Here is a 13,061-nt window from a genome sequence, read left to right as displayed (position 1 = left end):
TCATGGGCCGCGCGGCTTATCTGAAACCGATAACAAGGGGCCTGCGATGAACTGGATCACGAACTACGTCCGTCCGACGATCAACTCGCTGTTTTCGCGCCGCGAGGTGCCCGAGAACCTGTGGACCAAGTGCCCCGAATGCGGCACCATGCTGTTTCACCGCGAATTGACCGACAATTTGCAGGTCTGCGCCAACTGCAATCACCACATGCCGATCAGCCCGCGCGACCGGTTCGCGGCCTTGTTCGACGCGGGAGTTTTCGCCGAAGTCGCGGTGCCCGAGCCCTTGGCCGACCCGCTGCATTTCCGCGACCAGAAGAAATACCCAGAACGCCTGAAAGCCGCGCAAAAGGCCAATAACGAACGCGAGGCAATGCTGGTCGCCGAGGGCGAGATCGGCCGCACGCCAATCGTTGCCGCCGCCCAGAGCTTTGCCTTCATGGGCGGTTCGATGGGCATGTTTGTCGGCAACGCGATCATCGCCGCCTGCGAACGCGCCATTGAACGCCGCGCCCCGCTGATCATCTTCTCGCCGCCGGCGGCGCCCGGATGCAAGAGGGCATCCTGTCGCTGATGCAGATGCCGCGCACCACGGTTGCGCTGCAAATGCTCAAGGAAGCGGGCCTGCCCTATATCTGCGTGCTGACCCACCCGACCACCGGCGGCGTCACCGCCAGTTATGCGATGCTGGGCGACGTGCAGATCGCCGAGCCCAACGCGTTGATCTGCTTTGCCGGGCCGCGTGTGATCGAACAGACCATCCGCGAGAAACTGCCGGAAGGCTTCCAGCGCGCCGAATACCTGCTGGATCACGGGATGCTGGACCGGGTGACGCACCGGATGCAGATGCGCGACGAGTTGATCACCATCACCCGCATGTTGATGGGCCTGCCGCCCGCCGTTCAAGGCGACCTGCCCGCCCCGGACGAGGCCGAAACCGCCAAGGCCACCACCAGCCCGGACCCTGTGACCCCCAAAGAGGCCAGCAAATCATCGTGAGCGCCGCAAATTCCGATGCCATCCTCGCCCGGATGCTGGCCCTGCACCCCAAGATCATCGACCTGACGCTGGACCGGGTCTGGCGTCTGCTCAAGGCGCTGGGCAATCCGCAAGACGCCCTGCCGCCGGTGATCCATATCGCCGGAACCAATGGCAAGGGCAGCACGCAAGCGATGATTCGCGCCGGGCTGGAGGCCGCGGGCAAACGCGTCCACGCCTATACCTCGCCGCATCTGGCGCGGTTCCATGAACGCATCCGGCTGGCCGGAACGCTGATCACCGAGGACGCCCTGACCGCGATTCTGGATGAATGCTACGCGGTGAACGGTGGCGAGGCGATCACCTATTTCGAGATCACCACCTGCGCCGCGATCCTCGCCTTTGCCCGCACACCAGCCGATTTTGTGCTGCTCGAGGTCGGCCTGGGCGGGCGCCTGGACGCCACCAACGTCCTCGAAAAACCCGCGCTGACCATCATCACGCCGGTCTCCATCGACCATCAGCAATATTTGGGCGACACGCTGGCCGAAATCGCCGGTGAAAAGGCCGGAATCATCAAACGGGGCGTGCCCTGCATCATCGGCCCGCAACAGCAGGCGGGGCTTGAGGTGATCGAGGCCCGCGCGGCCCGCCTTGGTGCTCCGGTGATGGCCAGCGGCCAACACTGGCACGCCCGCGAAGAGGCCGGACGGCTGGTGTTCGAGGATGAACGCGGCTTGCTGGACCTGCCGCTGCCCAACCTGCCCGGCCCGCACCAGATCGAGAACGCCGGGGCGGCCCTCGCGGCCCTGCGCGCGCTGGGGATGGGCGAGGCCGCCTTCGAGGCCGCCGTGACCCGCGCCGACTGGCCTGCCCGGATGCAGCGCCTGCGCCAGGGCCCGCTGATCGACGCCGCACCCGGGGCGGAACTGTGGCTCGATGGCGGGCATAACCCCGCCGCCGGACAGGCCATCGCCGCGACACTGGACCGCCTGCCCGAGCGACCGACCCGGCTGATCTGCGGCATGCTGAACACCAAGGATATCGCCGGCTTCATGCGTCCCTTGGCCGGTCACGCCGACGGGTTGCTGGCCGTCTCGATCCCCGGCGAGGCGAATACCCTGCCCGCCGAGGACACCGCCGCGGCCGCCCGCAAGGCCGGGATCAGCGCCGAGACGGCCGCCTCGGTGGCCGAGGCGCTGGCAAAGATCACCGCGCAAGACCCCACGGCGCGGGTGTTGATCTGTGGATCCCTGTATCTGGCCGGCGCAATCCTGCGCGAGAACGGGTAACAGGGGGCGTTGCCCCCTCGGGCCTGCGGCCCTCACCCCCAGAGTATTTTTGGCAAGATGAAAACCGGGCGCGGCGTCTGCGCGCCAAGGTTGGGCAGAGAAAGAACGTCTCGCGGACGTCGGCCACATGCGGGTTGCCGGGCAGACCCTGTGTCAGAGACACCATCAGGGGGTTGTGTGCAGGTCGCAATGGATGATGCCGCCGTGGAACCAACGGATAAACAGATACCGATCTCGGTGCCGACATTGTTCGAGCGTCAGGGGCATCATGTCATTGGCAACCCAAAGCGTGATGGTCTTGGTGTTGCTGTCATAGCGTGGCGTCTTGATCTGACCGCGATCGACAAACCGCACATAGCCCTGCGTGACCCGGGAACTGGGCGACGGCACCCCCAAAAACTTGAGATACGCCGACGAGACAACCGTTCCCGCCAGGGCGGTCTGCGAAAAAAAAGGACACCGTGTCGATGATCAGGATTTCGCGCGGCGGCAAGGGGGCGCCCGATGCGTCCTTGCCCGCGCTCGCGTCCCAGCCGTTCAGGTCGGCGAGTTCCTTGATATGGGCGTCAATCAGGGCTTCGACGTCGGCGGGCGATGGCATAACGCATTCCTTTGACAGCTTGTTCTCTCGCAGGAGGCTAGCACGGATCGCCGAAAACGCGAAAAGCCCCGCATATTTGCGGGGCTTCCAGCGATCCAGAGGGATCAAACCGGGGTCAGGCAGCCGGTGCGGCGGCTTTCGCGATGTCTTTCTTGATGTTCAGCGCGCGTGGCGACAGCTCGACATCCTTGGCTTTGGCCATGAAACCATCCAGGCCGCCGCGGTGATCCACCGAGCGCAGGGCCGCTGCCGAGATTTTCAGCTTGAAGCTTTTGCCCAGCGATTCGGACGCAAGCGTCACATCCACCAAATTGGGCAGGAAGCGCCGACGCGAGCGGTTCTTGGCGTGGCTCACGTTATTCCCGCTCATCGGGCCTTTACCGGTCAGTTCGCAACGGCGCGACATGGCATATTCCTCGTTTAATTTTCGTCCAGGCGCAGAGGGCGCTGACAACATCAAAAGGGCACCACCACGGCAGCGCCCTGAAACTCGTTGGGGGTATTAGGCGGAATTCGCCCCCTCGTCAAGAGAGTCGCCCGCGCTTTGCAACGCGGCCAGCAAGGCTTTTGCCGCCGCCCCTGCCGCCGTCTCGCCACGCGCCACGGCATCGGCATGGATCGCCATTTGCGCACGGGCAAAGGGCGTCTCCAACCGGGCCAGAAGCGCCTGCCGCACTTCCTCGGAGAACCAGTGACGGGCCTGTTGCGCGCGCCGGAGATCCCAGTGGCCCTGCGCGCGCCGCCAAGTGCTCAGCGCGGTGATTTCCGCCCAAACCGCCGCCAGACCCTGCTCCTCGAGCGCCGAACAGGTCATCGCCTTGGGGAAACCGGGCGCATCCTGTGGCCGTTTGCGCAACAGGCGCAGGGCGCCGGCGTAGTCGGCGCAGGTGCGCATCGCGGTGGATTTCAGGTCGCCATCGGCCTTGTTTACAACGATCATATCGGCGGCTTCCATGATGCCGCGCTTGACGCCTTGCAACTCATCGCCGCCCGCCGGTGCCAGCAACAGCACGAACACATCCGACAATTCCGCAACCACGGTTTCCGATTGCCCCACGCCAACCGTCTCGATCAACACCACGTCGAACCCCGCCGCCTCGCACAGCGCAACGGCCTCGCGGGTGCGCCGCGCCACGCCGCCCAGATGGGTCTGGCTGGGGGACGGCCGGATGAACGCGCCCGGCAAGCGCGCCAGCCGTTCCATGCGGGTCTTGTCGCCCAGAATCGAGCCCCCCGTGCGCGCCGAGGATGGGTCCACCGCCAGCACCGCCACCGTCAGCCCCTGCCCGCACAACATTGTGCCGAACAATTCGATGAAGGTCGATTTGCCGACCCCCGGCGTCCCCGACAGCCCAATTCGCAGCGCCTGCCGCCCGTGGCCCGCCAATTCCTCCAGCAGCGCCACCGCCTGCTCGCGGTGATCGGCGCGCGTGCTTTCGACCAGCGTGATCGCCCGCGCCAAGGCACGGCGGTCGGCACGCAGAATTCGGTCGGCAATCTCGGACATCGGCGGCTCCTTTCAGGCCCCCTCTCTTGCCTCTCCGCGCCGCCGCTGTCCAGTGTGGGCTGGAACTTGCCCGGCCAAAGCCGCATAACCCCTGCATGACCCTCCCCGGCGATCCGCTCCCCATCGACCCGCTGCTGCCAGACCTCTGCGCGGCCCTCAAGGCGCGCGGCATGGCGGTGCTTCAGGCCCCGCCCGGGGCCGGCAAGACCACGCGCGTTCCTCTGGCGCTGCTCGACCAGATACAGGGCCGCATCGTCATGCTGGAACCGCGCCGCCTCGCCGCCCGCGCCGCCGCCGAGCGCATGGCCGAAACACTGGGCGAGCCCGTCGGCGCGACCGTCGGCTACCGCATCCGCGGCGAGTCGAAGTCCGGCAACACCACCCGCATCGAGGTGGTGACCGAAGGCATCCTGACCCGGATGTTGCAAACCGACCCCTCGCTGGATGGTATCGGCGCGGTCATCTTCGACGAATTTCATGAACGATCCCTGAACGCCGATCTCGGCCTGGCCCTGACGCTCGAAGCCCGCGCCGCCCTGCGCGACGACCTCGCCCTCATCGTCATGTCCGCCACCCTCGACGCTGCGCCCGTCGCCGCCCTTCTGGGTGACGCGCCGCTGCTCACGGCCGAGGGCCGCGCCTATCCCGTTGAAACCCTCTGGCTCGACGCCCCCCTGCCGCGCGATCAACGCCTGCCGCAAGCCGTTGCCGACCTGACCCTCAAAGCCTTGGCGGAAACCGAGGGCGGCATTCTCGTGTTCCTCCCCGGCGAAGGCGAAATCCGCCGCACCGCCGCCCTGCTGGCCCACCGCTTGCCGCCCGGTACCCACTTGCACAGCCTGTTTGGTGCGATGGAGTTCAAGGCCCAGCGCGCCGCCATCGCCCCCGCTGCCACCGGCCCCAAACTGGTGCTGGCGACCTCGATCGCCGAAACCTCGCTGACCATCAGCGACATCCGCGTGGTGGTCGACGCAGGTCTCGCCCGCCGCGCCCGGTTCGATCCGAACTCGGGCATGAGCCGCCTCGTCACCGAGCGCGCCAGCCTCGCCGAGGCCGAGCAACGCCGGGGCCGCGCCGGGCGGGTCGCCCCGGGCACCTGCTATCGCCTCTGGACCAAGGGCCAGGAGGGCGCGCTGCCCGCCTTCGCCCCCGCCGAAATCGAGACCGCCGACCTGACCGGGCTGGCGCTGGAACTGGCCGTCTGGGGCTCGGATGACGGGCTGCAGTTTCTCACACCACCGCCCCCCGGCCCGCTGGCCGAGGCCCGCGCGCTGCTGCACGATCTGGGCGGGCTGGACGCGGCCAACCGCATCACCCCCCACGGCCGCGCCATGGCCGCGCTGCCCCTGCACCCACGCCTCGCGCATATGCTGCTCAAAGCAGGCAAAGGGGCCGCCCCCCTGGCCGCGCTGATCGCCGACCGCGACCCGCTGCAAGGCGCACCCGCTGACCTGTCGCTCCGGCTCAAGGCGCTGGACGATCCGCGCCGCTACGCCGCCGATCACCCCTGGCCGCTGCGCCGCGACGCGCTGGAGCGCATCCGCCTCGAGGCCAAACGCCTCGCCCGCCTCGCGCCCGCCGACAAAGGGCTGGACCCCGCCGAAATGGCCGCTCTGGCCTACCCCGACCGCATCGGCCTGCGCCGCAAAGGCGACCAGCCGCGCTACCTGCTGTCTGGCGGCAAAGGCGCTGTGTTCGACGCCGCCGACCCGCTGGCCATGAGCCGCCTGATCGTTGCCACCGACCTCGACGGCGACCCCCGCGAATCACGCATCCGCCAGGCCCTGCCAATCTCCGAGGCCGCGCTGCGCACGCTGTTCGGCCCGGCGATCCACTGGCAAGACCTGTGCGAATGGTCACCCCGCGACAACCACCTCATCGCCAAAAGCCGCGAGAGGCTGGGCGCGCTGATCCTCGCGGAACGCCACTGGGACGCCCCGCCCGAGGCCCGCGCCAAAGCCGCCCTCGACGGCCTCCGCACGCTGGGGATCGCCCAATGCGGCATGACCAACGCCGCGCGGCGCCTGCAGGCCCGCGTGGAACTGCTGCGCCATCAAGGCACCGATCTGCCCGATTTCAGCGATGAGGGGCTTCTGGCCCGCGCCGAACACTGGCTCCTGCCGCACCTCAGCCGTGTGCGCAGCGCCGACGACCTGCGCGCCCTCGACCTCACCGAACCCCTGCGCGGCGCGCTGACCTGGGAGCAGATGCAAACCCTCGACCGTCTCGCGCCCGCGCATTTCATCACGCCCCTGGATCGCAAAACCCCCATCGACTACGCCGGCGACCACCCCGCAATCGAAATCCGCCTGCAGGAAATGTTCGGCGTGACCCAACACCCGACCATCGGCCCGCAACACCTGCCGCTGAAAATCACACTGCTTTCGCCGGCCCGCCGCCCGGTGCAAACCACGATGGACCTGCCCAATTTCTGGACCACCTCCTACGCCGATGTCCGCAAAGACATGCGCGGCCAGTATCCGCGCCACCCCTGGCCCGAAAATCCGCAGGAATCGACGCCCACAACCCGGGCAAAACCGCGCGGAACCTGACAACACACCACCCAGCCCAAACGCCGGATTGTGAGTATTTTTGGCAAGATGAAGCCACAAGACCCGATTTCATCTTGCGCGAAATACTCCGGGGGTGAATGGCCGCAGGCCAGAGGGGGCGCGCAGCCCCCGCGTGTCGCAGACACGCCGACGTGCGGGGGCTCGATGCCCCCAAGCGTCGGCCTACCCGATCAAATGGCTTCGCCCTGCATCAACTTCGGCGCGGCGGCATTGAGCCCGGCGGCCTCGCGAATGAACATCCGGCGCAGCATCGGCAGTGCGTTGATCGCGCCCATGCCCAGCCCGCGCACCGCTTCCAGCACCGGGTTGCCGTTGGAGAACAGCGTGTTCACCGCATCCATGCCCAGCGCCAACCGCACCACGTCGAACCGTCGCCATGCTTGGTAGCGCTCCAGCACATCCGGTGCCGCGATATCCTCGCCGCGCCGCGCCGCCTCGATCAGCACTTCGGCCAGTGCCGCCACATCGCGCAGCCCAAGGTTCAGACCCTGCCCGGCAATCGGATGCACGCCATGCGCCGCATCGCCGACCAGCGCCAGTCGTTCGGCCACGAAACTCTCGGCAATCGTCAGCCGCAGCGGATAGGCAAACCGCGCGCCCGCCAGGGAAATCTCGCCCAGAAAGCTGCCGAATCGCGGACGCAGAACCTCCAGGTAGGCGGCATCCTCCAGCGCGTTGATTGCTTGCGCGGTGGCGGTGCGTTCGGACCAGACGATCGAGCAGCGGTTGCCCGGCAGCGGCAGGATCGCCAACGGCCCCGGCGGCATGAAGAACTGATGCGCCACGCCGTCATGCGGCAGCTCGTGGTCAAGCGCGCAGACCAGCCCGGTCTGCCCGTAATCCCAGCCCCAGCGTTTGATCCCGGCACGCCGCGCCACGGCACTGTCGCGCCCGTCGCAGCCCACCAGCAGCCGACCGCGCAGCACGCGCCCATCCTCCAGCGTCACCGAAACGCCGCCCGCCTCGGTCGCCTGTCCCACGACTTTTGCACCGCTGTGCAGGGTGATCCGCGGCTCGGCCTGCATCGCGGCCAGAAAGGCGCGGTAGAGGTGACGATCCTCGACCATCTGGCCCATCGCGCCTTCCTCGATTTCGGCGGCATCGAAGCCCAGCATCAACGGCGAGGCGCCCTGCCCGGCGTGGCCCTGCGACGTGCGAATGCCGGTGATCGGTTGCGTCTTGTCGCGCAGCCCCGCCCAGATCCCCAGGGCTTGCAACACCCGTACCGAGGCCAGCGCCAGCGCATAGGCGCGCCCGTCAAAGGCTTCGTCGGCGCGGGCGGTGGCCGGGCGCGCGTCGATCACCGCAACCGACAGCCCCCCCTGCGCCAGCGCCAAGGCCAAGGCCGGGCCATTCAGCCCTCCGCCCACGATCAGAATATCGGCATCATGTGTCATGCCGTCAAATATGCCTCTGTGAACGGGATTGTCCATGCTCCCCCCGCACGCTAGCCTTGCGACATGATGGCCAAGGTCGGAATTGGGGGCAGGCATGAGCGAGACGTGGCGCAACACCAGCGCGGCCGAGTTGGGCCGGGGCATCGATGCGGGCCGGATTTGCCCTGTTGAACTGGCTGAATGCTTTCTTGAGGCGATTGCGGCGCACCCTCATGCGGATCGGATTTACGCGCGCACCATGGCATCGCAGGCCAAGGATGCCGCGATGGCCGCCCGTGCGCGCGCGAAAACGGGATTGCGGCGCGGGCCGTTGGATGGCGTGCCGGTCTCGTGGAAAGACCTGTTCGACACGGCGGGCGTTGGCACCGAGGCCGGGTCTGCGCTGCTCAAGGGCCGGGTGCCGACGCAAAATGCCGTGGTCGTCGACCGCCTGACCCACGCGGGCCTGCCGCCCCTGGGCAAGACCCATATGACGGAACTGGCGTTTTCCGGGCTCGGGTTGAACCCGATCACCGCCTCGCCGCCCTGCATCCACGACCCGGAGCGCGTGGCGGGTGGGTCGTCGTCGGGGGCGGCAGCCTCGGTGGCCTGGGGACTGGCGCCGGTGGCGATCGGCTCGGATACCGGCGGCTCGGTGCGCGTACCGGCGGTCTGGAATGACCTTGTCGGGCTGAAAACCACCGCGCCGCGCATCCCGCTGACCGGCGTGGTGCCGCTGGCGGCGCGGTTTGACACCATCGGCCCGCTGGCCCGCACGGTCGAGGATGCGGCGCTGAGTTTCGCGCTGCTTGACGGCTCTGCGCCGCCTGATCTGCGCGACGCGTCGCTGTCGGGCACCCGCCTGTTGGTGCTGGAAACCGTCGCGCTGGAGGACGTGCGCGAAGCCCCGGCCAAAGGGTTTGACCTTGCGCTGTCGCAATTGGCCAAGGCGGGTGTGATGCTGGAGCGCGGCGCGCTGCCGTGCGTGGCCGAGGCGATGGGCCTGAGCGGGGTTCTCTATTCCTCGGAGACCTATGGCACCTGGGGACCGCAGATCGAGGCGAACCCCGATGTGATGTTCCCCCCGGTCCGCGACCGATTCCGCTCTGGGGTTGGGCTGAAGGCCGCCGATTTCGTGGCCGCCTGGCACAGGTTGGAGGCGCTGCGCGCCGAGTATCAGGCGGCGACCGCAGGGTATGATGCGGTGATCCTGCCAACGGCGGCGACCACGCCGATGCGGATTGCGGATTTGCTGGCCGACACCAAATTCTTCACCGTCGAAAACCTGATGACCCTGCGCAACACGCGGATCGGCAATCTGATGGGGCTCTGCGCGTTGACCCTGCCGACCGGCATCCCGATGACCGGGTTGATGATGATGGCCGCGCCCAACCATGAGGCGCGCCTTTTGCGCCTGGGGGCGGCCGCCGAAAAAGCCCTGCTTGCGTGACGAAAGGTGCGTGCATGCACACACCCTACCACGGTTCTGAACCGCAATCGCCGGGTGACCGGTCTGACCAAAGGAGCCTGACCCATGGCGCGCAAACCCAGGACGATCATCACCTGTGCCGTGACCGGCGCGATCCACACGCCGACCATGTCCGACGCCCTGCCCTATACCTACGACCAGATCGCCACGCAGGCGATTGCCGCGGCCGAGGCGGGCGCGTCGATCCTGCATCTGCACGCGCGTGACCCCAAAACCGGCGCACCGTCGATCAACCCCGATGATTTCGCGCCGTTTCTGGCCCGCATCAAGCAGGCCACCGATGCCGTGGTGAACATCTCGACCGGTGGCTCGCTGACCGCCTCGATTCAAGACCGCATCAAACCCGCGCTGACCTTCAAACCCGAGATGTGTTCGATGAACATGGGCTCGTTGAACTTCAGCTTTCACGGGCTGGCGGCGCGCTACACAACCTGGAAATTCGACTGGGAGAAAGCCTATGTCGCGGGCTCCGAGGGCAATATTTTCCGCAACACCTTCAAGGATATCAAGGAAGCCGCCGAGACCCTCGCCCCCGACCAGATCAAGTTCGAGCACGAGATTTACGACGTCGGCCACCTTTATAACCTCAAGGCGATGGCCGATCAGGGGCATTTCAAGGCACCGATTTTCCTGCAATTCGTGATGGGCATCATGGGCGGTATCGGCGCGGATGTGGAAAACCTCGTGTTCCTCAAACGCACCGCCGACAAGCTGTTCGGCGCGGAGTACCGCTGGTCGGTGCTGGCGGCGGGTCTCGCGCAGATCCCGATGGCGGTGACCGCCAGCCAGATGGGCGGCCATGTGCGCGTCGGGCTGGAGGACAGCCTGTTCATCGCGCGCGGCGAACTGGCCGAGTCGAACGCGGCGCAGGTCACCAAGGTGCGCCGGATCCTCGAGGACCTCGGCAACACCATCGCCACCCCGGATGAGGCCCGCGAGATGCTGGGCCTCAAGGGCGGCGACCGGGTGAATTTCTGACCCCCGACCCTGACCCCCGACTCTGACCCTGACCCCTGACCCCGACTGGACCTGTCATCGACTACACCGCCACCATCGACGAACACGGCGCGCTGACCCTGCCGCTGGCCGTTGCCGCGAAATCCATGATCACCCTGGCCGCCCCGCCCGCATGGCTTGCGGGCGGCAAATTCCAGATTCTGGATGACCATGCGATGATTGCCGTCACCCGGCGGATAGCCCGGTTGCGCACCTCGGGGTCCATGCCCGTCGTGCAAACCATGGAAACGATCTATCGCAAACACGCGCAGAAATGCCCGTTTGACGCTGCGAACAACCGGCTGACCCTGCCCAGACAGATCGCCGCGGCCTTCGCCCCGCTGCCCTGCGCGGTGACAATCACCCGACAAGACGGCCACCTGACCCTGCGCAAAACCATCGGTCCCTTGCCCCGGCCGCCGGTGCGCGTTACTCCATAGGCATACTCGGTCGCAGCACCTGAGGTCACGATGCCCAAGACAAGCCACTCCAACACCCTGCTCCTCCACGCAATCGAGGCCGATCACGGCTGCACCGGACAAGACCTGTCAGGGGTCGATTTCGAGCGGATCAGCAGCGACGACGAGCTCAGCTTCACCGATTGCAAGATCATCGGCGCGCGGCTCAAGGGCGACGCGCTGATTGCCAGCCGCTGGACCAATTGCCAGTTCCGCGACTGCACCTTTGCCATGACCAACCTGCGCGAGGTCCAGTTCACCGACTGCAGTTTTTACAACAGCACCGAGGTCAAGGGGTCGGTGTTTCAACATTGCACCCTGAGCCGCGCCGTGTTCCGCAATTGCGACCTGACGCTGACCAGGTTCAAAGGCTGCGAGGCCTATGAAATCGCCTTCACCGACTGCCAGATGCGCGGCGTCAATTTCGACGGCACCAGCTTTGCCTTCACCGCCGGTCGCCGCACGCTGAACGCCGCCCGGTTCACCGATTGCCGCCTGACCGACGCGCTGCTTGACCGATTGGACCTGAACAGCTGTCATTTCACCGATTGCGACATGACCGGCACCGCCCTGAATGGCGCGCGGTTGGTCAATGCGGTGCTCAAGGATTGCGACCTGATCGCGCCCGAATTGCTGCAAGCCGATTTCAGCGGCGCGGACCTCGGCGGCAGCCGATTGGACGGGTTCAACCTGCCCGAATTGCGCAGCTACGCGGCAATGACCGTCTCGGCCAGCCAGCAGCATTTCTTGCTGCGCAGTCTGGGCATCGAGGTCACGCCAGACTGAAACGGCCCGCCAAAGCGAGCCGTCAGAAACCTCTTCAGGGGTTGGACTTAGGCCAGCAACCCGGCATGACGCAGCGCTGCGTCAATCGCCGCCTTGGTGCCCTCGGTCGCCTCCAGCAGCGGCAAGCGCACGTCGGGCTGGCATTTGCCCAGCCGCGACAGCGCGTATTTCGTGCCAACCACGCCCGGCTCCAGAAAGAGCGCCACATGCAGCGGCATCAGACGATCTTGATACGCCAGCGCCTTGGCGTAATCCCCGGCCAGCGTCGCCGCCTGAAACTCGGCGCACAGCTTGGGCGCCACGTTCGCGGTGACCGAGATCGCCCCCACACCGCCATGCGCATTGAAGCCCAGCGCCGTGGCATCTTCGCCCGACAATTGCACGAAATCCTTGCCGCAGCTCAGGCGCTGCATCGACACGCGCTCCAGCTTGCCGGTGGCGTCCTTGACGCCGATGATGCGCGGCAGTTTCGCCAGCGCGCCCATCGTCTCGGGGCTCATGTCAATGACCGAGCGTCCGGGGATATTGTAGATGATGATCGGCAGATTGCAGGCGTCATGCAGCGCGGTGTAATGTGCGATCAGACCGGCCTGCGTCGGCTTGTTGTAATAGGGCGTCACCACCAACCCGGCATCCGCGCCGACCTTTTCGGCGTGGCGCAGCAGGCGGATTGATTCGATGGTGTTGTTCGAGCCCGCGCCGGCGATCACCGGCACCCGGCCCGCCACGCGTTTGACCACCGCCTCGACGACTTGCTCATGCTCATCATGCGTCAGCGTCGGGCTTTCGCCGGTGGTGCCCACCGGAACCAGACCGTTGCTGCCTTCTTTGATCTGCCATTCGACCAACGCCCCAAGCGTTTCGAAATCGACCGCGCCTTTTGAAAACGGCGTGATCAGGGCAGGAAGAGAACCCCGGAACATCTGTGACTCCTTTTGTCGCTGCGCCGTATGACCCCAGAACCGCCTAGGCCTTAACCGGTTTGTGTGTTGCGCAGACGTGATA

11 protein-coding genes and 1 pseudogene are annotated in these 13,061 nt (G+C 66.6%); 7 read left to right on the top strand and 5 right to left on the bottom strand.

Annotated features, from left to right (window positions below):
* Positions 1–46 precede the first annotated feature (46 nt).
* Positions 47–999, top strand: a pseudogene (gene accD, locus VDQ28_RS07990) (acetyl-CoA carboxylase, carboxyltransferase subunit beta).
* Positions 996–2,270 carry a folylpolyglutamate synthase/dihydrofolate synthase family protein gene (locus tag VDQ28_RS07985; protein WP_323035436.1) on the top strand — a complete coding sequence of 425 codons (1,275 nt, stop codon included), beginning with the start codon at positions 996–998 and terminating at the stop codon, positions 2,268–2,270. The pseudogene accD and the gene VDQ28_RS07985 overlap by 4 nt, the downstream one beginning before the upstream one ends.
* Before the next feature lie 165 nt (positions 2,271–2,435).
* Here the strand turns inward: VDQ28_RS07985 and VDQ28_RS07980 are convergent, their stop codons facing one another.
* The 3 genes from VDQ28_RS07980 to meaB form a co-directional block, all read right to left on the bottom strand.
* Positions 2,436–2,660: a hypothetical protein gene (locus tag VDQ28_RS07980; RefSeq protein ID WP_323035435.1), complete on the bottom strand. Its 225-nt coding sequence runs from the start codon at positions 2,658–2,660 to the stop codon at positions 2,436–2,438.
* 326 nt (positions 2,661–2,986) lie between these two features.
* A complete protein-coding gene (rpmB, locus tag VDQ28_RS07975) occupies positions 2,987–3,277 on the bottom strand; it encodes a 50S ribosomal protein L28 (protein WP_323038087.1) in 291 nt (96 codons plus the stop codon).
* 96 nt (positions 3,278–3,373) lie between these two features.
* Positions 3,374–4,378, bottom strand: a complete 1,005-nt coding sequence (meaB, locus tag VDQ28_RS07970; protein WP_323035434.1) for a methylmalonyl Co-A mutase-associated GTPase MeaB — start codon at positions 4,376–4,378, stop codon at positions 3,374–3,376.
* A gap of 95 nt (positions 4,379–4,473) precedes the next feature.
* Here meaB and hrpB point away from each other — a divergent pair, with 95 nt between their 5' ends.
* Entirely contained in the window at positions 4,474–6,930 is a 2,457-nt protein-coding gene (gene hrpB, locus VDQ28_RS07965) for an ATP-dependent helicase HrpB (RefSeq protein WP_323035433.1), read from the top strand.
* A 191-nt stretch (positions 6,931–7,121) separates the two neighbouring features.
* Here the strand turns inward: hrpB and VDQ28_RS07960 are convergent, their stop codons facing one another.
* Positions 7,122–8,348, bottom strand: a complete 1,227-nt coding sequence (locus tag VDQ28_RS07960; protein ID WP_323035432.1) for a UbiH/UbiF/VisC/COQ6 family ubiquinone biosynthesis hydroxylase — start codon at positions 8,346–8,348, stop codon at positions 7,122–7,124.
* Between the two features lie 94 nt (positions 8,349–8,442).
* On the opposite strand from VDQ28_RS07960, the gene VDQ28_RS07955 reads away from it, so the two are divergent.
* From VDQ28_RS07955 to VDQ28_RS07940, 4 genes are all read left to right on the top strand, one after another.
* A complete protein-coding gene (locus VDQ28_RS07955) occupies positions 8,443–9,777 on the top strand; it encodes an amidase (RefSeq protein ID WP_323035431.1) in 1,335 nt (444 codons plus the stop codon).
* Positions 9,778–9,861: 84 nt separating this feature from the next.
* On the top strand, positions 9,862–10,794 hold the full coding sequence (locus tag VDQ28_RS07950) for a 3-keto-5-aminohexanoate cleavage protein (RefSeq protein WP_323035430.1): 933 nt from the start codon (positions 9,862–9,864) through the stop codon (positions 10,792–10,794).
* Between the two features lie 125 nt (positions 10,795–10,919).
* Positions 10,920–11,252 (top strand): hypothetical protein, encoded by a 333-nt coding sequence (locus VDQ28_RS07945; RefSeq protein ID WP_323035429.1) that lies wholly within the window; start codon positions 10,920–10,922, stop codon positions 11,250–11,252.
* Positions 11,253–11,282: 30 nt separating this feature from the next.
* On the top strand, positions 11,283–12,056 hold the full coding sequence (locus VDQ28_RS07940; protein ID WP_323035428.1) for a pentapeptide repeat-containing protein: 774 nt from the start codon (positions 11,283–11,285) through the stop codon (positions 12,054–12,056).
* 47 nt (positions 12,057–12,103) lie between these two features.
* Here VDQ28_RS07940 and dapA read toward each other — a convergent pair whose 3' ends face one another.
* Positions 12,104–12,979, bottom strand: coding sequence for a 4-hydroxy-tetrahydrodipicolinate synthase (gene dapA, locus VDQ28_RS07935; protein ID WP_323035427.1), 876 nt, complete (start codon positions 12,977–12,979; stop codon positions 12,104–12,106).
* Positions 12,980–13,061 lie beyond the last annotated feature (82 nt).

The organism is Pararhodobacter sp. (assembly GCF_034676545.1).
Taxonomy (GTDB): Bacteria; Pseudomonadota; Alphaproteobacteria; order Rhodobacterales; family Rhodobacteraceae; genus Pararhodobacter.
This window is presented reverse-complemented; position numbering and strand designations above follow the sequence as displayed.

Coding starts and splice junctions, on each gene's coding strand:
- rpmB (WP_323038087.1), bottom strand. CDS start 3,277: ATGTCGCGCCGTTGCGAACTGACCGGTAAAGGCCCGATGAGCGGGAAT.
- dapA (WP_323035427.1), bottom strand. CDS start 12,979: ATGTTCCGGGGTTCTCTTCCTGCCCTGATCACGCCGTTTTCAAAAGGC.
- meaB (WP_323035434.1), bottom strand. CDS start 4,378: ATGTCCGAGATTGCCGACCGAATTCTGCGTGCCGACCGCCGTGCCTTG.
- VDQ28_RS07945 (WP_323035429.1), top strand. CDS start 10,920: ATGATCACCCTGGCCGCCCCGCCCGCATGGCTTGCGGGCGGCAAATTC.
- VDQ28_RS07940 (WP_323035428.1), top strand. CDS start 11,283: ATGCCCAAGACAAGCCACTCCAACACCCTGCTCCTCCACGCAATCGAG.
- VDQ28_RS07960 (WP_323035432.1), bottom strand. CDS start 8,348: ATGACACATGATGCCGATATTCTGATCGTGGGCGGAGGGCTGAATGGC.
- VDQ28_RS07950 (WP_323035430.1), top strand. CDS start 9,862: ATGGCGCGCAAACCCAGGACGATCATCACCTGTGCCGTGACCGGCGCG.
- VDQ28_RS07955 (WP_323035431.1), top strand. CDS start 8,443: ATGAGCGAGACGTGGCGCAACACCAGCGCGGCCGAGTTGGGCCGGGGC.
- hrpB (WP_323035433.1), top strand. CDS start 4,474: ATGACCCTCCCCGGCGATCCGCTCCCCATCGACCCGCTGCTGCCAGAC.